We start from the raw sequence: 22,585 nt of genomic DNA on the forward strand, positions 1-22,585 counted from the left end.
GGCCGCCGCTCAGCCGTGGCGCAGACCCGAGTGCATCGCCCAGAGCAGCACCTCGACGCCGTCCGGACCGGCCACCGGACCGGCCGGAGCGGCCGCGCCGCTGATCCTGAGGCTGTCGCCGGGGCCCAGCTCCCGGCCGACCCCGCGCGGCCCGGGCTGCGTCCGGAAGCCGAAGCCGCCGCGGACCACGTGCAGGTAGCGGTAGGGCGCTTCCGGCAGCGCGGGCAGCGGACGGCCGGGCCCGGCCCGGAGCAGGTGCAGCGCCGCGTCGCCGCGCCGCAGCCGGGCGCCGGACACCAGCAGCGAGGCGTCCTCGTCGACGGCGCCCAGCGCATAGGCGGGCTCGGCGCCGAAGACCTCCGGCTGGAGCCAGAACTGCACGAACCGCACCGGCTCCGTCGCACCGGCGACATTCCTCTCGCTGTGGCTGACCCCGCTGCCGGCGCTGAGGTACTGCAGCCGACCGGGTCGGACGATCGCGGCATGCCCCCGGTCGTCCCGGTGCGCCAGCGCGCCCTCGACCACCCAGGTCAGGATCTCGGTGTCGCGGTGCCGGTGCGGAGCGAAGCCGGCTCCGGGCGCCAGCAGCTCCTCGTTGCAGGCCAGCAGCGCCCCGAAGTGGGTGTTGGCCGGGTCGTAGTGCCCGGAGAAGGAGAACGCGTGCCGGGTCAGCACGCCGGGCTCCGGGGCGGAGGTGTGGCGCTCCTCGGCGCGGTGCACCGTCAACGCGGGCGCGGGCGGCTCTTCCGGGGTCCGTTCAGGCATGCCCCGACGCTATCGTCCCGGCCGGGTGCACGGCCCGACGGCACGTCCGCCACCCGCACAGCCCCGCTGTGACCGTTGCCACGCGGCGCATCCGTGCTGCTCGGCGCTCGGACCGCCCCGCGTAGGGCAGGCTTGGACCCGTGCCTGCCGCCCCTGCGAAGAAGTCAACGCCGACGACCGATCCGGCCACCGACCCGAAGGCCACGTCGAGGCCCGCCTCGAAGACCTCCGCGAAGTCCCGGGCGAAGACGGTCCCCAAGGCTGCCGCCGACCGGCCCACCGCCGAGGACACCGCCGCCGAGGAGACCACCGCCGAGGAGGCCACCGCCGCTCCCCCGCACCGGGGCTCCCCGCGCGGGACGGCCATAGAGCGCCGGACCGCCGCCGAACGGGCGGAACGGCACGCCGCCACCCTGAAGCGGCTGGAGCGCGCCGCCGGGAAGCTCTCCACCGCCGCCATCGCGCGGATGGACGAGAACCTCTCCTGGTACCGCAACATGCCGCCGGAGCACCGCTCCTGGATCGGCCTGGTCGCCCAGGCCGGCATCGCCGCCTTCACCGAGTGGTTCCGCCACCCGGAGGCCCCCCAGGCGATCAGCACGGACGTCTTCGGCACCGCGCCGCGCGAGCTGACCCGGGCGGTGACGCTGCGTCAGACCGTGGAGATGATCCGGACCACCATCGAGGTGGTCGAGGAGGCCATCGACGAGGTCGCCTCCCCCGGCGGCGAGGACGGGCTGCGCGAGGCGGTCCTGGTCTACGCCCGGGAGATCGCCTTCGCCACCGCCCAGGTCTACGCCCAGGCGGCGGAGGCGCGCGGCGCCTGGGACGCCCGGCTGGAGGCCCTGGTCGTCAACTCGCTGCTCTCCGGCGACGCGGACGAGGGCGTGCTGTCCCGGGCCGCCGCGCTGGGCTGGGGCTCGCCGGACCGGGTCATGGTGGTGATGGGCAGCGCCCCGGCCGGGGACAGCGAGCTGGTGGTCGAGGCCATCCGCCGGGCCTCCCGGCACGCCAAGCTGCACGTGCTGACCGGGGTGCTGGGCTCGCGTCTGGTGGTCGTGGTCGGCGACGGCGGGCGCAAGCCGGAGCGGGTCTTCGACCCGGTCCCGGCCGCGCGGGCGCTGATCGGCCAGTTCGCGGCGGGTCCGGTGGTCATCGGCCCGATCGTCGGCGACCTGCTGTCCGCGACCCGCTCGGCCCAGGCCGCCGCCGCCGGGCTGAAGGCCTGCGCGGCCTGGCCGGACGCCCCGCGCCCGGTGCTCGCCGACGACCTGCTGCCGGAACGGGCGCTGGCCGGCGACCCGGCGGCGCGGCGCCAACTGGTCGAGGAGATCTACACCCCGCTGGACGAGGCCGGATCGGCGCTGCTCGACACCCTCTCCGTCTACCTGGAGCAGGCGTCCTCGTTGGAGGGCGCGGCCCGGATGCTGTTCGTGCACCCGAACACCGTCCGCTACCGGCTGCGACGTGTGACCGATGTCACCGGCTACGCTCCCTCCGACGTGCGTTCGGCCTTCACCCTGCGCATCGCCCTGGCGCTGGGGCGACTCCAAGCAGGGTGAGCTGCACAAATATGCTCCTGTAGGGAATCCACAACTGCGGCTGCGGTTCTTCGTGGCCGTCCCCACCCGCGCCCGGTGGCCCCGTCGAGAGAAGGTTGGTTCTGTGCTCGTAATCGTTGCTCCCGGACAAGGCGCTCAGACGCCCGGATTCCTCGCCCCCTGGTTGGAGGTCGAGGGCGTGGCCGACCGCCTGCACTGGTGGTCCGCCGTGGCCGGGCTCGACCTGGTGCACTACGGCACCGAGGCGGACGCGGAGACCATCAAGGACACCGCCGTCGCCCAGCCGCTGCTGGTCGCGGCCGGACTGGCCGCCGCGCACGCGCTGCTTCCCGGCGCCGCGCAGCTGGGGCGGGTCGGCGCGGTCGCCGGACACAGCGTCGGTGAGATCACCACCGCGGTGCTCTCCGGGGTGCTGTCCGCCGAGTCGGCGATGGCCTTCGTGCGCCAGCGCGGGCTGGCCATGGCCGGCGCCGCGGCCACCACCGCGACCGGGATGTGCGCCGTTCTCGGCGGCGACCCGGACGAGGTGACGGCCAAGCTCGCCGAGTACGGACTGACCGCTGCCAACAACAACGGCGGCGGCCAGATCGTCGCCGCCGGCACGCTGGAGCAGTTGGCGGCCTTCAAGGCCGACCCCCCGGCCAAGGCCCGGCTGATCAGCCTGTCCGTGGCCGGCGCCTTCCACACCTCGCACATGGCCCCCGGCGTGGACCGGCTGGCCCGGATCGCCCCCGGCATCCCGGTCGCCGACCCGGCCGTGCCCTACGTGTCGAACGCCGACGGCAAGACCGTCGACGGTGGCACGGAGGTGCTGGCGCGGCTGGTCTCGCAGGTCTCCAACCCGGTCCGCTGGGACCTCTGCATGGAGGCGCTGGAGCGCCTGGGCGCGACCGCGGTGATCGAGGTCCCACCTGCTGGGACGCTGACCAACCTGGTTAAGCGGAACCTGAAGGGGGTGGCTACCCTCGCCCTCAAGACTCCCGCCGACCTGGACCGGGCCCGTGAGTTGATCGCCGAGCACGCCATTCCCGAGGGGGACGCCGTATGACCGCACAGCCTTCCGACGCACAGCCGACCGGCGGTTCCTCGGACTCCGCCGAGTCCCCGAGCGTCCCGCAGATACAGGCCGGAACCGGTGCCGCGTTCGCCCGGATCATGGGCGTGGGCGGCTACCGCCCGGTCCGGGTGATCCCGAACTCCGAGGTGCTGGAGTGGATCGACTCCTCCGACGAGTGGATCCGCACCCGCAGCGGCATCACCGAGCGCCGCTGGGCCGGGCCCGAGGAGACCGTCGCGGAGATGTCCGTGCAGGCCGCCGGGAAGGCCATCGCCCAGGCCGGGATCGCCCCCGAGCAGATCGGCGCGGTGATCGTGGCCACCGTCTCGCACCTCAAGCAGACCCCGGCCATCGCCACCGAGATCGCCCTGCGGCTCGGCTGCGGCACCGCCCCCGCCTTCGACATCTCGGCCGCCTGCGCCGGCTTCGGCTACGGCCTCGGCATCGCCGACGGCCTGGTCCGCAGCGGCAGCGCCGAGTACGTCGTGGTGATCGGCGTCGAGCGGCTGTCCGACCTGACCGACGTCACCGACCGCTCCACCGCCTTCATCTTCGGCGACGGCGCGGGCGCGGCCGTGGTCGGCCCCTCGGACACCCCCGGCATCGGCAAGCTGGTCTGGGGCTCGGACGGCGCCCAGAAGGACGTCATCAGCCAGACCGAGGCCTGGGACACCGCCTTCGGCAAGGTCGACGCGGTGAACGGCCCGAGCGAGGCCCACGAGGAGGGCACCAGCAGCTGGCCGGCGCTGCGGATGGAGGGCCAGGCGGTCTTCCGCTGGGCCGTCTGGGACATGGCCAAGGCCGCGCAGAAGGCGCTGGACGCCGCCGGGATCACCGCCGACCAGTTGGGCGCGTTCATCCCGCACCAGGCCAACATGCGGATCATCGATGCCATGATCAAGGCGCTGAAGCTGCCGCCGAACATCCCGGTGGCCCGCGACATCGCGGAGACCGGGAACACCTCGGCCGCCTCGATCCCGCTGGCCATGGAGCGGATGCTGCAGACCGGTGAGGCCAAGAGCGGCGACCTGGCGCTGATCATCGGCTTCGGGGCGGGTCTGGTCTACGCCGCGACAGTCGTTACCCTCCCCTAGTACCACCCGCACCACCACCGACGACCGTGACCCGCACTCCCGCGGATCACGGGGAGCGCACAACAAGAAGGAGTGCCGACATGGCCACCAAGGACGAGGTCCTTTCCGGTCTCGCGGAGATCGTCAACGAGATCGCCGGGATCCCGGCCGAGGACGTCGAGCTGGACAAGTCGTTCACCGACGACCTGGACGTCGACTCGCTGTCCATGGTCGAGGTCGTCGTCGCCGCTGAAGAGCGCTTCGACGTCAAGATCCCGGACGACGAGGTCAAGAACCTCAAGACCGTCGGCGACGCAGTGGACTACATCCTCAAGCACGCCTGAGTCCTGAGTCCGAGTCCGAACTCTGGATGAGGGGGCACCCCGTCCGCGGGGTGCCCCACCCCCCGTACCTCTCAACCCGACACAACCGGCCCTTCATGCCCTCCGGGCAGACGCAGACGTGGGAGAAACAGCAGTGACCAACGACAACCGCACCGTGGTCGTCACAGGGATCGGCGCTTTCACGCCGCTCGGCGGCGACGCCGCCTCCACCTGGGAGGGTCTGGTCAACGGCCGCTCCGGCGCCCGCGAGCTGACCGAGGCCTGGGCCGCCGACCTGCCGGTCCGGATCGCCGCCCGGACCGCCGTGGAGCCCGGGGAGATCATCCCCAAGCACCAGACCCGCAAGCTGGACCGCTCCGCCCAGTTCGCGCTGATCGCGGCCCGCGAGGCCTGGGCCGACGCCGGCTTCGAGACCCCGGCGACCGCCGAGGGCTCGACCGTCGACCCCGACCGGCTGGGCGCGGTCGTCGCCTCCGGCATCGGCGGCGTGACGACCCTGCTGGACCAGTACGACGTGCTGCGGGAGAAGGGCGTCCGCAGCGTCTCCCCGCACACCGTCCCGATGCTGATGCCGAACAGCCCGGCGGCCAACGTCGGCCTGGAGATCGGCGCGCGGGCCGGCGTGCACACCCCGGTCAGCGCCTGCGCCTCCGGCGCCGAGGCCATCGGCTACGCCATCGAGATGATCCGCACCGGCCGGGCCGACGTCGTGGTCGCCGGCGGCACCGAGGCGGCGATCCACCCGCTGCCCATCGTCGCCTTCGCCAACATGATGGCGATGTCCAAGAACAACGAGCACCCGCAGACCGCCTCGCGCCCCTACGACAAGGCCCGTGACGGCTTCGTCCTGGGCGAGGGCGCCGGCGTGATCGTGCTGGAGTCCGCCGCGCACGCGGCGGCCCGCGGCGCCCGGGTCTACTGCGAGGCCGTCGGCCAGGGCCTGTCCTCGGACGCCCACCACATCGCCCAGCCCGAGCCCACCGGCGCCGGCATCGCCCGCGCGCTGGCGCACCTCTTCGAGTCGACCGACCTGGACAAGGCGGAGGTGGTGCACCTGAACGCGCACGCCACCTCGACCCCGCAGGGCGACGTCGCCGAGATCAAGGCGCTGCGCAAGGAGCTCGGCGACCACGTCGACCACATCGCGATCTCCGCGACCAAGTCGATGACCGGCCACCTGCTCGGCGGCGCGGGCGGCATCGAGACCGTCGCCACCGTCCTCGCCCTGCACCACCGGCTCGCGCCGCCCACCATCAACGTGGACGACCTGGACCCGGAGGTCGACGCCGACATCGTCATCGGCGAGGCCCGCGCCCTGCCCGAGGGCCCGATCGCGGCGCTGAACAACTCCTTCGGCTTCGGCGGCCACAACGTCGTGCTGGCCTTCCGCCGCGCCTGACCGCCGCCTGACCGCCGCCGGGCCCGCCCGGCCGCCACGCTCCCGCGCCCCGCACGGACCACCCGTGCGGGGCGCGGCGCGTTCCGGAGCGGCGACCGTGACGCACGAACCGGGGCCCGGTGGAGGATTCCTCCACCGGGCCCCGGCGTCATGAGCGGTGCGGTACTGCGTGCTGCTGCACTACTGGCGAATCGTTACTTCTCGAACGACTCCAGGTAGGCCGCCGTCGGCGAGCCGACGCCGGTGGCGTCGTCGTAGCCGGGGGTGGCGGTCAGGCCGTAGTCACGACCGAAGGCGACCAGCTGGGCGCCGAGGCTCCCGTTGACCATGCCCGGGTCGAAGACCGCGCTCAGCGGCGGCTGGCCGTTCAGCGCCGTCTTGTTGACGACGTCGTAGAAGTCCTTGCTGCCGTAGCGCGAGTAGATCGCCGGGTTGGCGAAGCCGAAGGCGCGGTGCGCCGCCTGCATGGCGTCGGCCTGCACAGCGGTGAACTCCGGGGAGGAGACGCTGGTGCCGCCGTAGCCGCCCTCGCTGTACGGGCTGCCGTCGGAGAAGCCGACCAGGACCGAGGTGAACAGGTCGCCGTTCATCGCCACGTCCGGGGTGACCCGCTGCGCGGTGGTGCTGGCGGCACCGGTCATCAGGGTGTGCGACAGGCTGCTCGGCACGATGCCGACCTGGTAGAACGGCTGGGCGAAGTAGGCACTGGTGCCACCGCCGCCGCCGAAGAAGAACTGACCGGGCAGCGGGCTCCAGCCCTTGCCGTTGGCGGTCAGGTTCGACACCAGCGAGCCCATGTCGGTCTCGGACTTGAAGCCGCCCTTGGCGTTGGACACCTCGAGCGCCGCACCGCCGACATCGGTCACCCACGGGTCGGAGGACGGGTACTCCGCCTGCGCCTGGGTGGTGCTCGGGTCGCAGTTGACGCCGGTCGCCGCGGCGGCCGGGGAGTCGTTGCCGCAGTCGCCCGCGGAGAAGTCGAAGCCGATGCCCTCGGCCGCGCCCTCCTGGAAGATCTGCTCGTACGCGGCGATCGAGGTCGGGGACTCGCCGTCGCCCGCAGCGTTGGAGTACATGATGCCGGCCCACGAGTTGGACACGATGTCCGCGAGGTGGCCGTCGACGATCTTGGCCAGCGCGGCCGAGAGGTCGTTGTCGTTGCAGGAGTTGGCGCCGACGTAGACGACGTTGGCGTCCGGGGCGAGCCCGTGCGTCATCTCGACGTCCAGGGCCTCCTCGGGGGCCCAACCGGCGGCACCCTGGCAGGCGTCGAGGCTGTTCCAGTCCGCCGGGGTGACGTCCTCGGTGTACTGGCCCTTGCGGAACGCCTTGTCACCGTGGTTGGTGGCGTACTGGTTGGCGTCGGCGAGCATCGTCGAGGAGCCGTAGGCGTCCACGATGGCGACGGTGACACCCTTGCCGGTCAGCCCGGTCTTGGTGATCCCGTAGGCCTCGCGCAGCTGCGCCGGGTCGAGGGCGCACTGGTCGTAGTAGGTCGAGTCGGTGTAGCCGCGCGGGGCGCCGACCGCCTTCTTCGAGTCCCAGCTGGTGGAGCAGGTGGCCGTGGTCGCCAGCCCGCCCTTGGACGCCGAGGCGCCGGTGGCCCGCGCCAGGGCGCTGACCGGGACCGCCTGCGACTTCACGGTGGGGGTACCGGAGTTGAGGCCGGTCACGCCGAGCACGTAGGAGGCCACGGAGGCCGGGACGACCGCGTTGCTCGCCGGGGCGCGCAGGGTCTGGCCCTTGATGTCGTAGCTGTGCAGCGTGGTGCCGAAGGCCACCTTCATCTGCGCGGCGGTGCCGCTGACGTTGATGGCGTGCTCGGTGGGGGTACCGACGATGTGCAGGCCGGCCTTGGTCAGCCAGAGCCGGACGGCGGCGATCTGCTGCGGGGTGGCCAGGTACTCGGACTTGATCTGGGCGGCACTCAGGAAGTGGCCGTAGAGGGCGTTGCCCGGGGTGGAGGCGGCCGTGGCGTACGCGGCCAGACCGGCGGCGTTCGAGGCGGCCAGGTAGACCGTGGCAGTGCTCTGCGTCGCGGCCGGGACGGCGCCCTTGTCGGCGGCGGCGGTCGCCCACTGCGGGTGCGAACCCGGGAGCACCTTCGCCTGCGGAGCGGCGGCGGCGGGGGCCGCCTGCGAGGGCGAGGCCAGGGCCAGGGTGCCGGTCGCCAGGGCCAGCGAGGCCACGGCCACGGTGCCTATGCGGGTGCGCCGTCCACGGGAGGACATGGTTTCGGAAATGACGACTCCAGGAGTGATGGTCCGTCAGGACATGGGGGGAGGTGCACCCCATGTGAACGCTCGTTCGGAGTGCTCAGGTGATGTGTACACGGGGTGAGAATTGAGGCGCAAGAGGTTCACCCGAAGTACTGCCGAAACTGTCACCACGGCCAGTGGATGCAACATCCGGTTCACCTCCGCGATATATGACGAGACAGCAGGTGGGAGGCCCTTCAGGGGTTCCGGCGCGCAGGAAAGGCGCTGTTTGTCGACTCTGTGACGAATGGTCGATTCGAGCGGAACGGTCCCCGGAGGAAATCCGTGGGAACTCCTCGTGGATATTCCGGACAGTCCGGCTATTTCGACGGGACGCCGACCCCGCCGGAACGCGCCGGGGCCCGGCGGAGGAGTTCTCCGCCGGGCCCCGGTCCTGCCGTCGGACTACGACCAGTGGCCGAACCACGGCTTGAAGGAGTCCAGGTAGAGCAGGTTCGGCGAGCCGACGCCGGTGGCGTCGTCGTAGCCGGGGACCGCCTGGAGGCTGGTGTCCTCGCCGAAGGCGACCAGCCGCACCCGCAGCGAGCCGCTGATGACGCCGAAGTCGGCGACCGCGCTGAGCGGCGTGCTGCTGTGCTCGGCCTGCCGGTTCACCACGTCGGTGAAGAGGTCGGCGCGGGCGTAGATCTCCGGGTTGGCGAAGCCGATCGCGTGGCCCTGGGCCTGGATGGCGTCGGCCTGGACCGCCGCGAACGACGGGGAGGAGACGCTGGTGCCGCCGTAGCCGGACTCGCTGTACGGGCTGCCGTCGGACATGCCGACCAGCACCGAGGTGTACAGGTCACCGTTGATCGCCACGTCCGGGGTCACCCGCTGCGCGGTCGCGCTGTGGGCGCCGGTCATCAGGGTGTGCGACAGCGAGTTGGGGACGACCCCGCGCTGGTACCAGGGCTGGGTGAAGTCCTGGCTGGTGCCACCGCCGCCGCCGAAGTAGAACGAGCCCGGGAGCGGCGTCCAGCTGCTGCCGTCGGTCGAGAGCGCCGAGCGCAGCGTGCCCATGTCGGTCTCGAAGCCGTAGACGCCGGACTTGGTCGCCAGGCCGAGCGCGGTGCCGCCGACCGAGGTCACCCACGGCGACGAGTCCGGCCAGTCGGCCTGCGCGTACGGGGTGTCCGCCTGGCAGTTGGCGCCGGTGGCGGCGGCCAGCGGCGAGGAGTCGCCGCAGTCGCCGGCCGAGAAGTTGATGCCGATGCCCTCGACCGCGGCCTGCTCGAAGACCTGGGTGAAGGCGGCGATCTCGGCGCTGCTGATGTCCTGGTTGTCCGTGGTGTGCATGAGCTCACCCCACGAGTTGGAGATGACGTCCGCGAGGTGGTTGTCCACCACGTCGGATATCGCGCCCAACAGGTCGCTGTCGTTGCAGGAGTTGGCGCCGACGTAGACGACGTTGGCGTCCGGGGCGAGCCCGTGCACCATCTCCACGTCCAGCGACTCCTCCGGGGCCCAGCCGCTCGCCCCGCCGCAGGCGGCCTGGCTGTTCCAGTCGGCCTGGTTGACCACCTCGGTGTACTGGCCGGCCCGGAACGGCTTGTCGCCGTGGTTGGTGGCGAACTGGTTGGCGTCGGCCAGCATGGTCGAGGAGGCGTAGGCGTCCACGATGGCCACCGTCGCGCCCTTGCCGGTCAGGTGCGAGGCGTTGATGCCGTACGCCTTGCGCTCCTGCGCGGGGTAGAGCGCGCACTGGTCGAAGGAGGTCGACTTGGTGTAGCCCGCGGGCGCCCCGGTGGCGGTCTTCTGGCCCCAGTAGTTCGAGCAGGTCGCCACGGTCGGCAGACCGTGGCCGCTCTTGCTGCCGGTCCCGGTGGCCGAGGCGTTGACCCGGACGTAGTCCGGCTTGGCGGCCGGCGCGTTGCCGGCCAGGCCGACCACGCCGAGGACGTCGGCGGAGACCCCGGCCGGGACGACCGCGTCCGCGACCGGAGCGTGGACCAGGGTGCCGTTCACCCGGTACTGCTCGATCCGGGTGCCGAAGGCCTGGCTGATCTGCGCGGGCGTGCCGGAGACGGTCACCTCGTGCGCGTTGTTCGTGGTGATCCGGAGGTGGGCGCTCTCCAGCCAGCCCACCACGGCCGCGCGCTGGGCCGAGGACGGCAGGAACTCGGCGCCGGCCTGGGCGGCGCTCAGGAACCGGCCGTAGGCCGGGTTGGCCTTGCCGTCGACCGTCGGCTCGGAGGCCAGGGTGGCGTCCTGGGCCAGCAGCGCGGAGTTCTGGGCGGCCAGGTAGACAGTGGCGCTGACCTGGGTCCCGGCAGGGACCGCGCCGGCGTCGGCCGAGGCGGTGGCCCAGTCGGGATGGGTGCCGGTCAGCACCTTGGCCTGCGGGGCAGGAGTACCGGCCTGGGAGGGTTCGGCAAGCGCGAGCGAGGCGCCCGCCAGGGCGAACGAGGCGACCGCGACGGTGGCCGTCCGCGCCAGCCGTCCGCGTGAGGCGTGGTTCTGGGAAATGACGACTCCAGGAGTGAAGGTCCATCAGTGCATGGACGCGGAGCGACCTGTGGGAACACGTGTGCTGGATGTTCCCGTGATATGTACACGGGTAAGGATTTGGTGCGCAAGGGAGTGGCGTGAACTGGTCGGCATCAGCCACCACAGCGGGTGGATGCAGCGCCGACTCACGCGGACACGGGCTGACGGCGAGTCAGCCGAAACGGCGGGGGCGGGGCGAGTGCCTCCACGGAGGCATACCCGCCCGCCGGGCCCCGGGCAGCGCTCGGCCCGGCCGGAACGGGATCACGGTGAAGTCGGGGGGCGCGCAGGTGACGGCCGGGCGCGGCCCGGCGCGGGACTCAGACGACCTGGTGCAGCCAGCGGACGGGTGCGCTCTCGCCGGCGTGCCGGAACGGCTCCAGTTCGTCGTCCCAGGGCTTGCCCAGCAGCCGGGTGATCTCGTCCTCCAGTGAGCAGTCGGCGCCCACCCGGGAGCGCAGCAGCGCCGAGCGCAGCCGGTCCTCGGGGATCAGGATGTCACCGTGGGCTCCGGTGACCGCGTGGAAGATGCCCAGCTCGGGAGTGCTGCTGTAGCGCTCGCCCTCGACGCCCGCACAGGGTTCCGCGGTGACCTCGAAGCGCAGCAGCTGCCAGCCGCGCAGCGCCGAGGCGAGCCGGGAGGCGGTGCCGGGGTCGCCCTGCCAGGAGTACTCGGCGCGCCAACTGCCGGGCGCGACCGACTGGCGGGTCCAGTCGAGGCTGATCCGCAGGTCGAGCACGCCGCCGACGGCCCACTCGACGTGCGGGCAGAGCGCGCGCGGCGCTGAGTGCAGGTAGAGAACTCCACGAGTCGTCACCGGGACCTCCTGAGTGGTGCGAGGGGCGCCTTCCCCAGCGGCCTCGTGCCACCTGCGGCAGGCGTTGCCCGCAGTGACTTCGTGCAAACACTGTTCACTTCGGTTATCTCAACAGGGAGTAATCTCAACAGGAGACGTCGCAGCGGCGGATGACTGAGGAAACGGTACCGTGCGAGGGGCCGCCGTGGGTGCCCGTCCAGCGGAACCACCCGAAAGCGCGCACCTGTCGCCCGTATGGGGGCGCGCACCACCCGTACCAGCCCATCATCACACCCGCGCAGCACTCCTGTCGCCGCGTCAGCTCCGGTCCGGGTCAGCTCCGGACCGCGGCCGTGCTGCGCCGCAGCACCAGTTCCGGGGCGACCAGCACCCGGTCCCGACCGCGGCTCCCGTGCTCCACCTCGGCGACCAGCAGTTCGAGTCCGCGCCGTCCCAGCTCGCCGAAGTCCTGACGGACAGTGGTCAGCGGCGGGGTGAAGTAGGAGGCCTCCGGGATGTCGTCGAAGCCGACCACGCTGACGGCGGCCGGGATCCCGCGCCCGGCCTCGTTGAGCGCCCGCAGCAGCCCGAGCGCCATGTGGTCGTTGGCACAGAAGACGGCGGTGACCTCGGGGTCGGCCAGCAGCCGCAGCCCGGCCTGGTAGCCCGAGCGGGCGCTCCAGTCCCCCGGCACCACCTCCGGCACCGGCGCGCCCGCCGACTCCAGCGCGGTCCGCCAGCCGGCCTGCCGCGCCTGGGCGTCCAGCCAGTTGGCGGGCCCGGCGACATGGTGGACCGTGCGGTGGCCCAGCTCCAGCAGGTAGCGGGTGGCCGCCAGCGCGCCCGACTCGTTGTCCACGGCCGCACCGGAGATCCGGCCGTGGGCGCCCGAGCCCAGGGCCACCATCGGCACCGCGCTGCTGACCTGGGCCAGCGCCCCGACCGACGAGGTCTGCGGCGCTATCACCAGCACCCCCTCCACCGCCTGGTCCCGCAGCCGGTCGACCGCGTCCTGGACCGAGCGGGCGTCCAGCGAGCGGACGCTGGCGATGCTGACGAAGTACCCGGCGCTGCGGGCCGCCTGCTCGATCCCGTAGAGCATGGAGGCGGGGCCGTAGAGGGTGGTGTCGAAGCTGACCACGCCCAGGGTCTTGGAGCGGCGGGTGACCAGCGCCCGGGCGGCCGAGTTCGGGTGGTAGTCGAGCTCCCGGATCGCGGCCAGCACCCGGTCCCGGGTCTGCTCCTTCACATGGGGGCTGTCGTTGAGCACCCGGGACACGGTCTGGTGCGACACTCCGGCCAGCCGGGCCACATCGGCCATCACGGGCTGTCGTCCGGTGTCGACGTTGCCGGCTGCCACGGCGTCCTCGTTTCCGCTCGGATTCACGGGCTGTGCTCAGGTCCTGGGCTGTGCACGGACCTCGGGAGCTACGCTACGCGCTCCGCACCGGCCGCCGCCCCGTTCCGGGTGAACGCTCACACGGGGACCCCGGAAGGCCCCGATCCCGGACCGCGCCGGGGTCGGGGCCTTCCGGGAGGCGGCCTCAGCCGTCCACGCGCACCAGCATCTTGCCGGTGTTGGCGCCCCGCAGCAGGCCGAGGAACGCCTCCACCGTCCGGTCGAAGCCCTCGACCACGGTCTCCTCGAACACCAGCCGGCCCTCGGCCATCCAGCCGCCGACCTCGGCGACGAAGGCCGGCTGCAGCGCGTAGTGGTCGCCGACCAGCATGCCCTCCAGCCGCAGCCGCTTGCCGATGGCCAGTGCCAGGTTGCGCGGCCCGACCGGCGGCGTGGTGTCGTTGTACTGGGCGATGGCGCCGCAGAGCACCGCGCGGCCCTTCAGCCGCAGCGCGCCGATGGCCGCCTCCAGGTGCTCGCCGCCGACATTGTCGAAGTAGACGTCGATCCCCTCGGGCGCGGCCTTCGCCAGCTGCTCGGCGACCGGCCCGTTCCGGTAGTTGAAGGCCACGTCGAAGCCCAGCTCCTCGGTCAGCATCCGGACCTTCTCGTCCGAGCCGGCGCTGCCGACGACCAGCGAGGCCCCGCGCAGCTTGGCGATCTGGCCGACCATGCTGCCCACCGCCCCGGCCGCGCCGGAGACGAAGACCGCCTCGCCCGGCTGGAAGCCGCCGACCTCCAGCAGCCCCGCATAGGCCGTCAGCCCGGTCATGCCGAGCACCCCGAGGTAGGACTGGAGCGGCAGCGCGTCGTCGACCCGGATCGCCTTGTCCGCGTCCAGGGTGGCGTACTCGCGCCAGCCGAGCCCGTGCAGCACCGCGTCGCCCACGGCGAAGCCCTTGGCCGCCGAGGCGACGACCCGGCCGACCGCGCCGCCGTCCATGACCGCGCCGAGCCGGAACGGTGGCACATAGGACTTGACGTCGTTCATCCGGCCGCGCATGTAGGGGTCCACCGAGAGGTACTCGTTGCGGACCAGGATCTGACCGGCGGCGGGGGCCTGCACCGGCGCCTCGACCAGCGCGAAGTCCTCGGGGACCGGCCAGCCCTGGGGCCGGGCCGCCAGGTGCCACTCACGACCGGTGCTCGGCAGCGTCTGCTCAGTCATTCCATCATCCTTTACGTCATAGTCCATTGACCAGCTCAAGCAACTGTGAGGGTGAAAGGTTCACCATGTCAAATATTCAGGTAGACTGAAGCCATGCCGCAACCACAGGGACAGCAACTGGAGGAACAGCAACCGGAGGAGCAGGATCCGATCACCCTGGAGGTGGTCGACCTGATGGCCAACCTGGTCTCGCTGTTCCACAAGGACTACGAGGACGCCGCCGCGGCCCGCGCGCTGACCGGGGCCCAGGCCAAGGTGCTGGGGCTGCTGCGGCGCGGCCCGCTGCCGATGCGGCAGATCGCCCAGACGCTGAGCTGCGAGCCGTCCAACATCACCGGCATCGTCGACCGGCTGGAGGCCCGCGGCCTGGTCGAGCGCCAGCCCGACCCCGCCGACCGCCGGATCAAGCGGGTCCAGGCCACCTCCACCGGCACCGCCGCCTACGCCGAGCTGCGCCAGTCGCTGGGCCTGGCCCGGGAGCCGCTGGCGGCCCTCGCCCCGGCGGAGCGGGCGGAGTTGCGCGACCTGCTGCGCCGGATCATCGAGGGCGCGCGCCGGGACTGACCGGGCGTCCGGTCCGGGACGCGGAGCCGGGCGCGGTACCGACCGGGCCGAGCCGGGCAAAGATCCAGAAGATGGAACCCACCGCGCGAACGACGTGCCGCACCGGCTATGCTGCGGCGAGTGGCCCATCCGTGGGCCACTCGTGCTGATGTGCGACGGAAGCCGACGGCGACCGGCGCGCTTCGAGAGCACGGGGCGGTAGCTCAGCCGGTTAGAGCAGGGGACTCATAATCCCTTGGTCGTGGGTTCGAGTCCCACCCGCCCCACTCGCAGGAAGTAGTGCCTGACCAGCACATACGTTAGAGCAACGGCCTGTCGATACGTGTATCGACAGGCCGTAGTTCACTCGATTGGGGATGTACTCGGGGCCGCGGCCCCGTTCCGGGGCCGTGCTCAGTCGTTCGCGCCGGGGACGCCCGCGAAGGGCTGCACCGTGAGCGCGTTGCCGCAGATGTTCAGCGTGTTCCCGTCGACGCCGCCGCCGGTGACCTTCACCTGGAGCACCGTGGTGGTGTCGGGCAGGATCACCTGCGCCTGGGAACCCTGTACTCCGCAGACGTGCGTGGCCGAGGCCGTGCCCTGGGTGTTGACGTCGTTGTACTCAAGGTTGGCGTTGGCGAGCTGACCGGGCGCCAGGGTCACCGGGGTCGCCGGGAAGCCGGTGGCGCGGCCGGCCGTGACCGGGCTGCTCTTGCCCTGGTCGTCGGCGACCTTGACCCCCGGGTAGCCCTGCAGGGTGCAGCTGGACGCGGAGACGTTGACCACGTGGACGGCCGCGATGGCCGGCTGCTGGTCGCTCGCGTACCCGGAGGGGCCGAGGACGGTGACCCGGAGGTTCGCCGCAGTGCATTCGCTGCCCTTCGCGCTGCCCGAGCCGCCGCCGGAACCGCCCGTGGAGCCGGAGCCGCCGGTGGAGCCGGAGCCGCCCGTGCTGCCACCGGTGGAGCCGGTGGAGCCGCCCGTGCTGCCGCCGGTGGACGGGGCCGAGGTGGACGAGGCACCCGCGCTCGCACCGGCCGAGGCGGTCGCAGAAGCCCCGCCCGCGGCATTGGCCGAGGTGGAGCCGCCGGTGCTGCTGCACGCGGTCAGGGCCAGGCCTGTCGCCAGTACCGCCGAGGCCGCGAGAGCGATGCGCCGAGCACCCATGAGAATCCCCCAAGGAAGATGTTGTCGGTCCGCGGCAGTTCCGCGGTCTCAAGATCCATTGTCGGGGACCGGAACCGGCGGAGTCACCCTCCGTGCCATCCGGTGACAGAGGCGTGACGATGTATCAAAACGGTCCCGGCGTCGGTCCACGCCTTGTCTTCTCCAGCGACGCACGCATGTCCGATGGCGTCCGCCCGTCCACTGCGGGGCGCTGATCCCGTTCCCGGGCTAGGCCCGGGCCCGGCGGACCCGGGCCCAGAGCTGCGGGTCCACGGGGCCGACCCGGCGGCGGAAGTCGGCGAGCGGCACCTCCCGCGACTCGTCCGCCTCCAGCCAGCTGGCCCGGTGCTCGCGGTCGTCGACCGTCCCCGGCGGCAGCGGGATCACGCCCGGCAGTTCGGCGTGGTGCTTGCTGGTGATCTTCAACACGGTGGCGCTGTGCGCGCCCCGGCGCAGCACCAGGCAGGGCCGGTCCTTGGCGCCGGTGCCGTCCTCGAACGGCACCGTGGCCCACCAGATCTCGCGCGGCTCCGGCAGCCGGGCGGGCGGACCGGCCGGCGTCCGCCCCGGGCCGGAGGGTACGGACCGCCTGCGGCCCCGGACCAGGCCCCAGCCGACGACCAGCACCACCACCAGGATGCCGACGACCACGATCGGCCCCGTGCTGCTCCCGTGCATTCCTGCCCCTCCCGGACCGCCGCACCCGCAGAACAGCAGAGGCCCCGGCGACTGCCGGGGCCTCTGCGAAGGAAAGCTCCTCCAATTGGACTCGAACCAATAACCTGCCGATTAACAGTCGGCTGCTCTGCCAATTGAGCTATGGAGGATCGAACAGGCCGAGGTCGCCCTCGGCAGCTCCCCCAATTGGACTCGAACCAATAACCTGCCGATTAACAGTCGGCTGCTCTGCCAATTGAGCTATGGGGGAAGGTGCTGCCGCCGCCGCTCCGAGCCCCGCCCCGTGGGACGCGGCGCCGGTGTCGGCTGCGGGACATACATTAGCGCACGTAGGGGGGTGCTCCGCCAATCGATTGGTGCGCGGCCCGTCCGTCCGGGGTTCGGTGCGGTGCGCCGGGGGTAGGCGCCCGGGAACGGCCGGGGCAGCGCGGCCCCGGGAGGAACGGCGCGGCAGGTTAGCGCGCCCCCGCAGGCCACCGTAGGCTCCCAACCAACGGCGGCGCGGGCGCGGGCAGCGCGCGGACGGCCGCACTCAGAGGTGGAGGCGACATGCGCAAGTTCACGTTCCTCGCGGGGCTGGCCCTGGGCTACGTGCTGGGGACGCGCGCCGGACGCGAGCGCTACGAGCAGCTCCGCAGGACCGCCAAGGACCTGTCGCAGACCTCGGCGGTCCAGTCGGCAACCCGGGGCGCCAAGCAGGCGGCCGGCACCGCCGCCTCGAAGGCGGCGGACGCCGTGGTCGGCCGGGTCGGCGACCGGCTGCCCGACTCGCTCACCGAGCGGGTCCCCTACCTGCGGGACCGGGCCGGTGTCGGGGCCGCCGACGACTGGGGCAGCAGCACCCGCTGAAGCGCCGCAAGAGGGCGCGCGAACCGGTCCGGATCAGGCATGATCTCGACATGGCGATATCGGCGGGTCTTGACTGCTCCACCCAGAACACCAAGATCGTTGTATGCGACAGCGACACCGGCGCGGTGCTGCGTGAGAGCCGCGCACCGCACCCCGGGATCGGCTCCGGCAGCAGCGTCACCGAGATCGACCCCCAGTCCTGGCTCCGCTCGCTCGGCGCCGCCGCCGACGGCGGCATGCTGGAGGGTGTCCGGGCCATCGGCGTCTCCGCCCAGCAGCAGGGCCTGATCGGTCTGGACGCCGGCGGCGTGCTGGTGCGCCCGGCGCTGCTCCGGGCCGACCCCCGGGCCGCCGGGGCCGCCGCCCAGCTGGTGGCCGCCCTGGGCGGCCCCGCCGCCTGGGCCGAGGCGGTCGGCGGCGTGCCGCACGCCGGCTCGACCGTGGCCAAGCTCCGTTGGCTGGCCGAGCACGAGCCGCAGAGCGCCAAGCGCATCGCCGAGGTGGTGCTCCCGCACGACTGGCTGGTGTGGCAGCTGCTGGGGCAGTCCGCCCGGCGCACCACCGACCGGGGCGACGCCTCCGGCACCGGCTACTGGTCCCCGCAGACCGGACAGTACCGCCCCGACCTGGTGGAGCTGGCCCTCGGCCACGAGATCACCCTTCCGGACGTACTGGGCCCCGCCTCGGCGGCCGGCCACAGCCCCGAGGGCCTGCTGATCTCGGCCGGCACCGGCAGCACCATGGCCACCGCGCTGGGTCTGGGCCTGGGCCCGGGCGACGCCGTGGTCTCGGTCGGCACCAGCGGCACCGTCTACGCCGTCCACCAGGAGGCGCTGACCGACCCCAGCGGCACCATCACCTCGCTCGCCGACGCCACCGGACGGCATCTGCCGCAGGTCGGCACGCTGAACGCGGCCCGGGTGCTGCGGGCCACCGCCGAGCTGCTCGGCACCGACGCCGAGGGGCTGAGCGAGCTGGCGCTGCAGTCCACCCCCGGCTCCTACGGGCTGGTGCTGCTGCCCTACCTGGACGGCGAGCGGACGCCCCATCTGCCGCAGGCCGCCGGGACGCTGGCCGGGCTGCGGGTCGACTCGATGCGTCCGGAGCACCTGGCCCGGGCCGCCGTCGAGGGCATGCTCTGCGGACTCGCGGACGCGCTGGACCGGCTGCGGGAGCGCCAGGTGCCGGTCCGCCGGGTCTTCCTGACCGGCAGCGGCAGCCGGCTCGCGGCCGTCCGGGCCATCGCCCCGCTGATCTTCGGCGTCCCGGTGGTGGTGCCCGCCCCCGGCGACTACGCCGCCCTCGGCGCCGCCCGGCAGGCCGCCTGGGCGCTGGCCGGGACGCCGCAGCCGCCGCAGTGGGAGCTGCCCGAGGCGGTCACGGTCGACCCGGGCGAGGACGTCGCGGTCGGCGAGGCGATCCGGCAGCAGTACGCCGCGGTGCGCGAGCAGATGCACCCGGGCGCGGCGGCGGGGGCCTGAGCCTCAGTCGAGGTAGCCGCGCAGCTGGTCGGCGAAGGCGTGGTCGCGGAGCTTGTTGAGGGTCTTGGACTCGATCTGCCGGATCCGCTCCCGGGTCACCCCGAACAGCCGGCCGATCTCCTCCAGGGTGCGCGGACGGCCGTCCACCAGCCCGTAGCGGAGCTGGACCACCTTGCGCTCGCGCTCGCCCAGCGTCGACAGCACCGCCTCCAGGTGCTCCCGGAGCAGCATGAACGCGGCCGACTCGACCGGGGAGGCGGCGTCACCGTCCTCGATCAGGTCGCCGAGGGCGACGTCGTCCTCCTCGCCGACCGGGGCGTGCAGCGAGACCGGCTCCTGGGCCAGCCGCAGCACCTCGGCGATCCGCTCGGGCGACAGCTCCAGCACCCGGGCCACCTCGGCCGGGGTCGGCTCGCAGCCGTGCTCCTGGAGCAGCCGGCGCTGGACCCGGACCACCCGGTTGATCAGCTCGACCACATGGACCGGCACCCGGATGGTCCGGGCCTGGTCGGCCAGGGCCCGGCTCATCGCCTGCCGGATCCACCAGGTGGCGTAGGTGGAGAACTTGTAGCCCCGGGCGTAGTCGAACTTCTCGACCGCCCGGATCAGCCCCAGATTGCCCTCCTGGACCAGGTCGAGCATGGTCAGTCCGCGTCCGACATAGCGCTTGGCGACCGAGACGACCAGCCGCAGGTTGGCCTCGATCAGCCGGCGCTTGGCGATCCGGCCGAGCACCACCAGCTGGTCCAGCTCGTCGGCGAGCCGGTCGTCGTCCAGCGCGGGACGGGAGTTCAGGTACTCCTCGGCGAAGAGGCCGGCCTCGACCTGGCGGGCCAGCTCGACCTCCTCCACGGCGGTGAGCAGGGCGACCCGGCCGATCTCGCGCAGGTACTGGCGGAAGAGGTCGGCGGCGGGGCCCGAGCCCTCGTCCAGCGCGGGGGCCGACGGTTCGTCAGCGTCCTCGGCGGCGGTCAGGTCGGCGGCGGTCAGGTCGGCGGCGGTCAGGTCGGCGGCGGCCGCGTCCAGCTCCTCGGCCGGCGGATCCTGCGGCTCGGGCTCGGGCTCGGACCGCCCGTCGAGCGACGCCCCGTCCATCGGCTCCCCCTCCATCGGCTCCCCGTCCGCCGGAGCCTCGTCCGCCGGGGCTGTCCGGGCGGCCGCCCCCTCACGGGGCGCGCGGGCGGCCCGGGCGACGGGGCGGGGTGGCGTGACGAGGTCCATGTCCGTCCCCTCCGACGCCGGGGCCCGGCCCCTCGGGGGCGGCGCCGACGCCTGCTGGCCGGGAATCCGACGGGGGTGGCCGCCGGGGTCGTCGGTGCCACGGGACCGTCGCGCGGAAGGGTGGGGCACCATCACACAGTGTGCTCCCCCACTGACGCTCAGGCAGAGACGCGTGCGTGCCCTTTTTCTGAGCAGGGCGGTCCACCGGCAGCGGGGTACCAGGCAGCGGGGTACCAGGCAGGGGGCGCACCGGGCAGAGGGACGCGCCAGTCGGCGGGGCGCACGCCGGGGGTCGGCGGGGTCGGCGCGGGCTCGCACCGACGCGTGCTTCGCCGACGCGTGCTTCGCCGACACGTCAGCGGCCCGCCCGGGTCCGGCTAGAGCGCGGCGGCGCCCCGGTCGCGGAGGGCCTGCCGGTACTGCTGGAGCTGCCACAGCTCGTCGCGGACCGCCGCCAGCTGCTCCTCGCTCGCTCCGGCGCCGAGCCGCTGCATGTGGGCCCGGCAGTCGGCGATCCGGCGGTCCACCGCCTGCAGCCGCAGATTGACCAGGAACGTGCCCGCGTAGACGGCGTCGGCGGTCCTGCGGGTGCGCACCGGCTCCACCGTCAGCTCGGTGATCAGCCCGCGCACCGCGTCGTCCGGCGCGGCCTCGCGCACCCGGGGCGACCAGGCGTCCGGCGCGGCGGCGCCCGCCGCCACCCCGCCCGCCGCCGCGATGGCGCCGCGCACCAGCGCGTACGGCGGCGTGGGGAACTCCTCGGCGGCGTAGGCGTCGAAGGTCGGCGCGACCAGGGCCGGGAACTGGAGCGCCAGCTTCAACAGCTCGCGCTCGACGAACTGGGCCGGGTTGCGCGGGTCCAGCCGGAAGGCGGGGCGCGGCGGCGCGGCCGGGGCGGCGGCGTCGGCGGGCTGCGCCCTGCGGTCGCCGGGGCGCTGCGCCTGTGCCCGCTCGCGTTCGCGCTGCCGGCGCGCCAGCTGCGAGATCCGCCGGACGACGAACTGCTCGTCGCCGGTGAGGGTGCCGAGCATGCCGGCGAGTTGGATGGCGTAGTTGTGCTGGATCGACGGGTCCTTGATCGCGGCGACGATCGGCGCGGCCTGCTCCAGCGCGGCCGAACGACCCTCGGCGGTCTCCAGGTTGTGCTGGGCGACGGCCGACCTGATCGCGAAGAGGAACAGCGGGACCGGCTGCTCGATCAGGTTGCGGACGGCCTCGTCGCCCTGGGCCAGCCGCAGCTCGCAGGGGTCCATGCCGCCGGGGCTGACCGCGATCGAGGTCTTGGCGGCGAACTTCTGGTCGTCGGCGAAGGCCCGCAGCGCGGCCTTCTGCCCGGCGGCGTCGCCGTCGAAGGTGAAGACCACCTCGCCCCGGTAGGTCGAGGTGTCCATCAGCAGCCGACGGAGGATCTTGATGTGGTCCTCGGCGAAGGCGGTGCCGCAGGTCGCCACGGCGGTGGTGATCCCCGCCAGGTGGCAGGCCATGACATCGGTGTAGCCCTCGACCACGACCGCCCGGCCGGTCTTGGCGATGTCCTTCTTGGCCAGGTCGATGCCGTAGAGGACGTGCGACTTCTTGTAGAGCGGGGTCTCCGGGGTGTTCAGGTACTTGGGGCCCTTGTCGTCCTCGCGCAGCTTCCGCGCGCCGAAGCCGACCACCTCGCCGGTGATCTCGCGGATCGGCCAGATCAGCCGGCCCCGGAACCGGTCCATCGGACCCCGGTTGCCCTCCGAGCAGATGCCGGAGACCAGCAGCTCGCGCTCGGTGAAGCCGCGTCCGCGCAGGAACCGGGTCAGGTTCTCGAATCCGCCGGGGGCGTAGCCCACGCCGAAGTGCGCGGCGGCCTCGGCCTCGAAGCCGCGCTCCTTGAGGAAGCGGCGGCCCACCTCGGCCTCGGGGCTGCCCAGCTGCTCGGTGAACCAGGTCGCGGCGATCCGGTTGAGCTCCAGCAGCCGGGTCCGCTCGCCCTGCTGACGCCCGGGCAGGTAGCTGCCGCCCTCGTAGTGGAGGGTGATCCCGACCTGCGCCGCCAGCCGCTCCACGGCCTCGACGAAGGACAGGTGCTCGATCTTCATCACGAAGCCGAGGGTGTCCCCGCCCTCCTGGCAGCCGAAGCAGCTGAAGACGCCCTTGCTGGGGCTGACGTAGAAGGACGCGGACTTCTCGTCGTGGAACGGGCACAGGCCCTTCAGCTGGCCGCCGCCGCCATTGGTGAGCTGGACGTACTCCCCCACGACAGCGTCGATCCGCGCTGCGGTCCTGACCGCCTCGATGTCCTCGTCCCTGATCCGCCCTGCCACGTCGTGCAGTGTATGCCGGTGACGGGGCGGGCGGGGC

General features: G+C 72.9%; 18 protein-coding genes and 3 tRNA genes. 9 read left to right on the plus strand and 12 right to left on the minus strand.

Annotated features, from left to right (window positions below):
- Positions 1 to 9: 9 nt before the first annotated feature.
- The gene (locus tag BS75_RS11145) at positions 10 to 765 is read right to left on the minus strand and encodes a pirin family protein (protein ID WP_052069344.1); all 756 of its coding nucleotides are present in this window, start codon (positions 763 to 765) and stop codon (positions 10 to 12) included.
- Positions 766 to 1,130: 365 nt separating this feature from the next.
- Here BS75_RS11145 and BS75_RS11150 point away from each other — a divergent pair, with 365 nt between their 5' ends.
- The 5 genes from BS75_RS11150 (at position 1,131) to BS75_RS11170 (ending at position 6,200) form a co-directional block, all read left to right on the plus strand.
- On the plus strand, positions 1,131 to 2,327 hold the full coding sequence (locus BS75_RS11150) for a PucR family transcriptional regulator (protein WP_034092815.1): 1,197 nt from the start codon (positions 1,131 to 1,133) through the stop codon (positions 2,325 to 2,327).
- Positions 2,328 to 2,430: 103 nt separating this feature from the next.
- Positions 2,431 to 3,375: an ACP S-malonyltransferase gene (locus tag BS75_RS11155; protein WP_034088120.1), complete on the plus strand. Its 945-nt coding sequence runs from the start codon at positions 2,431 to 2,433 to the stop codon at positions 3,373 to 3,375.
- Positions 3,376 to 3,482: 107 nt separating this feature from the next.
- Complete coding sequence (locus tag BS75_RS11160) at positions 3,483 to 4,478, plus strand: beta-ketoacyl-ACP synthase III (RefSeq protein WP_042437072.1); 996 nt, start codon at positions 3,483 to 3,485, stop codon at positions 4,476 to 4,478.
- Between the two features lie 80 nt (positions 4,479 to 4,558).
- Positions 4,559 to 4,801, plus strand: a complete 243-nt coding sequence (locus BS75_RS11165; RefSeq protein WP_034088121.1) for an acyl carrier protein — start codon at positions 4,559 to 4,561, stop codon at positions 4,799 to 4,801.
- A gap of 133 nt (positions 4,802 to 4,934) precedes the next feature.
- Positions 4,935 to 6,200: a beta-ketoacyl-[acyl-carrier-protein] synthase family protein gene (locus BS75_RS11170; protein WP_034088122.1), complete on the plus strand. Its 1,266-nt coding sequence runs from the start codon at positions 4,935 to 4,937 to the stop codon at positions 6,198 to 6,200.
- A gap of 194 nt (positions 6,201 to 6,394) precedes the next feature.
- Here the strand turns inward: BS75_RS11170 and BS75_RS11175 are convergent, their stop codons facing one another.
- From BS75_RS11175 to BS75_RS11195, 5 genes are all read right to left on the minus strand, one after another.
- Positions 6,395 to 8,431, minus strand: a complete 2,037-nt coding sequence (locus BS75_RS11175; RefSeq protein ID WP_042436969.1) for a S53 family peptidase — start codon at positions 8,429 to 8,431, stop codon at positions 6,395 to 6,397.
- 432 nt (positions 8,432 to 8,863) lie between these two features.
- Positions 8,864 to 10,789: a S53 family peptidase gene (locus tag BS75_RS11180; RefSeq protein WP_052069345.1), complete on the minus strand. Its 1,926-nt coding sequence runs from the start codon at positions 10,787 to 10,789 to the stop codon at positions 8,864 to 8,866.
- A gap of 476 nt (positions 10,790 to 11,265) precedes the next feature.
- A complete protein-coding gene (locus BS75_RS11185) occupies positions 11,266 to 11,763 on the minus strand; it encodes a DUF3145 domain-containing protein (protein ID WP_034088125.1) in 498 nt (165 codons plus the stop codon).
- Between the two features lie 313 nt (positions 11,764 to 12,076).
- Positions 12,077 to 13,063: a LacI family DNA-binding transcriptional regulator gene (locus BS75_RS11190; protein WP_042437070.1), complete on the minus strand. Its 987-nt coding sequence runs from the start codon at positions 13,061 to 13,063 to the stop codon at positions 12,077 to 12,079.
- 223 nt (positions 13,064 to 13,286) lie between these two features.
- A complete protein-coding gene (locus tag BS75_RS11195; RefSeq protein WP_034088126.1) occupies positions 13,287 to 14,309 on the minus strand; it encodes an NADP-dependent oxidoreductase in 1,023 nt (340 codons plus the stop codon).
- A gap of 93 nt (positions 14,310 to 14,402) precedes the next feature.
- On the opposite strand from BS75_RS11195, the gene BS75_RS11200 reads away from it, so the two are divergent.
- Both BS75_RS11200 and BS75_RS11205 read left to right on the plus strand, forming a co-directional pair.
- The gene (locus tag BS75_RS11200; RefSeq protein ID WP_042436966.1) at positions 14,403 to 14,873 is read left to right on the plus strand and encodes a MarR family winged helix-turn-helix transcriptional regulator; all 471 of its coding nucleotides are present in this window, start codon (positions 14,403 to 14,405) and stop codon (positions 14,871 to 14,873) included.
- A 192-nt stretch (positions 14,874 to 15,065) separates the two neighbouring features.
- Positions 15,066 to 15,139, plus strand: a tRNA-Ile gene (locus tag BS75_RS11205).
- A 127-nt stretch (positions 15,140 to 15,266) separates the two neighbouring features.
- Here the strand turns inward: BS75_RS11205 and BS75_RS51435 are convergent.
- From BS75_RS51435 to BS75_RS11225, 4 genes are all read right to left on the minus strand, one after another.
- Entirely contained in the window at positions 15,267 to 16,019 is a 753-nt protein-coding gene (locus tag BS75_RS51435) for a DUF4232 domain-containing protein (protein ID WP_052069346.1), read from the minus strand.
- Positions 16,020 to 16,247: 228 nt separating this feature from the next.
- Positions 16,248 to 16,697: a type II toxin-antitoxin system PemK/MazF family toxin gene (locus BS75_RS11215; RefSeq protein ID WP_034088127.1), complete on the minus strand. Its 450-nt coding sequence runs from the start codon at positions 16,695 to 16,697 to the stop codon at positions 16,248 to 16,250.
- 76 nt (positions 16,698 to 16,773) lie between these two features.
- A tRNA-Asn gene (locus BS75_RS11220) sits at positions 16,774 to 16,846 on the minus strand.
- A 28-nt stretch (positions 16,847 to 16,874) separates the two neighbouring features.
- Positions 16,875 to 16,947 (minus strand) — tRNA-Asn (locus BS75_RS11225).
- A gap of 299 nt (positions 16,948 to 17,246) precedes the next feature.
- Between BS75_RS11225 and BS75_RS11230 the strand changes: the two genes are divergently transcribed.
- Positions 17,247 to 17,546 (plus strand): hypothetical protein, encoded by a 300-nt coding sequence (locus BS75_RS11230; RefSeq protein ID WP_034088128.1) that lies wholly within the window; start codon positions 17,247 to 17,249, stop codon positions 17,544 to 17,546.
- 50 nt (positions 17,547 to 17,596) lie between these two features.
- On the plus strand, positions 17,597 to 19,027 hold the full coding sequence (locus BS75_RS11235; RefSeq protein WP_034088129.1) for an FGGY family carbohydrate kinase: 1,431 nt from the start codon (positions 17,597 to 17,599) through the stop codon (positions 19,025 to 19,027).
- 3 nt (positions 19,028 to 19,030) lie between these two features.
- Here BS75_RS11235 and BS75_RS11240 read toward each other — a convergent pair whose 3' ends face one another.
- Both BS75_RS11240 and dnaG read right to left on the minus strand, forming a co-directional pair.
- Positions 19,031 to 20,122, minus strand: a complete 1,092-nt coding sequence (locus tag BS75_RS11240) for an RNA polymerase sigma factor (protein WP_408022590.1) — start codon at positions 20,120 to 20,122, stop codon at positions 19,031 to 19,033.
- A 503-nt stretch (positions 20,123 to 20,625) separates the two neighbouring features.
- A complete protein-coding gene (dnaG, locus tag BS75_RS11245; protein ID WP_081982250.1) occupies positions 20,626 to 22,548 on the minus strand; it encodes a DNA primase in 1,923 nt (640 codons plus the stop codon).
- Positions 22,549 to 22,585 lie beyond the last annotated feature (37 nt).

The sequence above is a fragment of the Streptacidiphilus albus JL83 genome, assembly GCF_000744705.1.
Lineage (GTDB): Bacteria > Actinomycetota > Actinomycetes > Streptomycetales > Streptomycetaceae > Streptacidiphilus > Streptacidiphilus albus.

What these genes read in the sequence shown, in the direction of transcription:
- BS75_RS11145 (WP_052069344.1), bottom strand. Translation starts at nt 765, where the DNA reads ATGCCTGAACGGACCCCGGAAGAGCCGCCCGCGCCCGCGTTGACGGTG.
- BS75_RS11160 (WP_042437072.1), top strand. Translation starts at nt 3,483, where the DNA reads ATGGGCGTGGGCGGCTACCGCCCGGTCCGGGTGATCCCGAACTCCGAG.
- BS75_RS11165 (WP_034088121.1), top strand. Translation starts at nt 4,559, where the DNA reads ATGGCCACCAAGGACGAGGTCCTTTCCGGTCTCGCGGAGATCGTCAAC.
- BS75_RS11175 (WP_042436969.1), bottom strand. Translation starts at nt 8,431, where the DNA reads ATGTCCTCCCGTGGACGGCGCACCCGCATAGGCACCGTGGCCGTGGCC.
- BS75_RS11190 (WP_042437070.1), bottom strand. Translation starts at nt 13,063, where the DNA reads ATGGCCGATGTGGCCCGGCTGGCCGGAGTGTCGCACCAGACCGTGTCC.
- BS75_RS11195 (WP_034088126.1), bottom strand. Translation starts at nt 14,309, where the DNA reads ATGACTGAGCAGACGCTGCCGAGCACCGGTCGTGAGTGGCACCTGGCG.
- BS75_RS11200 (WP_042436966.1), top strand. Translation starts at nt 14,403, where the DNA reads ATGCCGCAACCACAGGGACAGCAACTGGAGGAACAGCAACCGGAGGAG.
- BS75_RS51435 (WP_052069346.1), bottom strand. Translation starts at nt 16,019, where the DNA reads ATGGGTGCTCGGCGCATCGCTCTCGCGGCCTCGGCGGTACTGGCGACA.
- BS75_RS11215 (WP_034088127.1), bottom strand. Translation starts at nt 16,697, where the DNA reads ATGCACGGGAGCAGCACGGGGCCGATCGTGGTCGTCGGCATCCTGGTG.
- BS75_RS11230 (WP_034088128.1), top strand. Translation starts at nt 17,247, where the DNA reads ATGCGCAAGTTCACGTTCCTCGCGGGGCTGGCCCTGGGCTACGTGCTG.
- BS75_RS11235 (WP_034088129.1), top strand. Translation starts at nt 17,597, where the DNA reads ATGGCGATATCGGCGGGTCTTGACTGCTCCACCCAGAACACCAAGATC.
- BS75_RS11240 (WP_408022590.1), bottom strand. Translation starts at nt 20,122, where the DNA reads ATGGACGGGGCGTCGCTCGACGGGCGGTCCGAGCCCGAGCCCGAGCCG.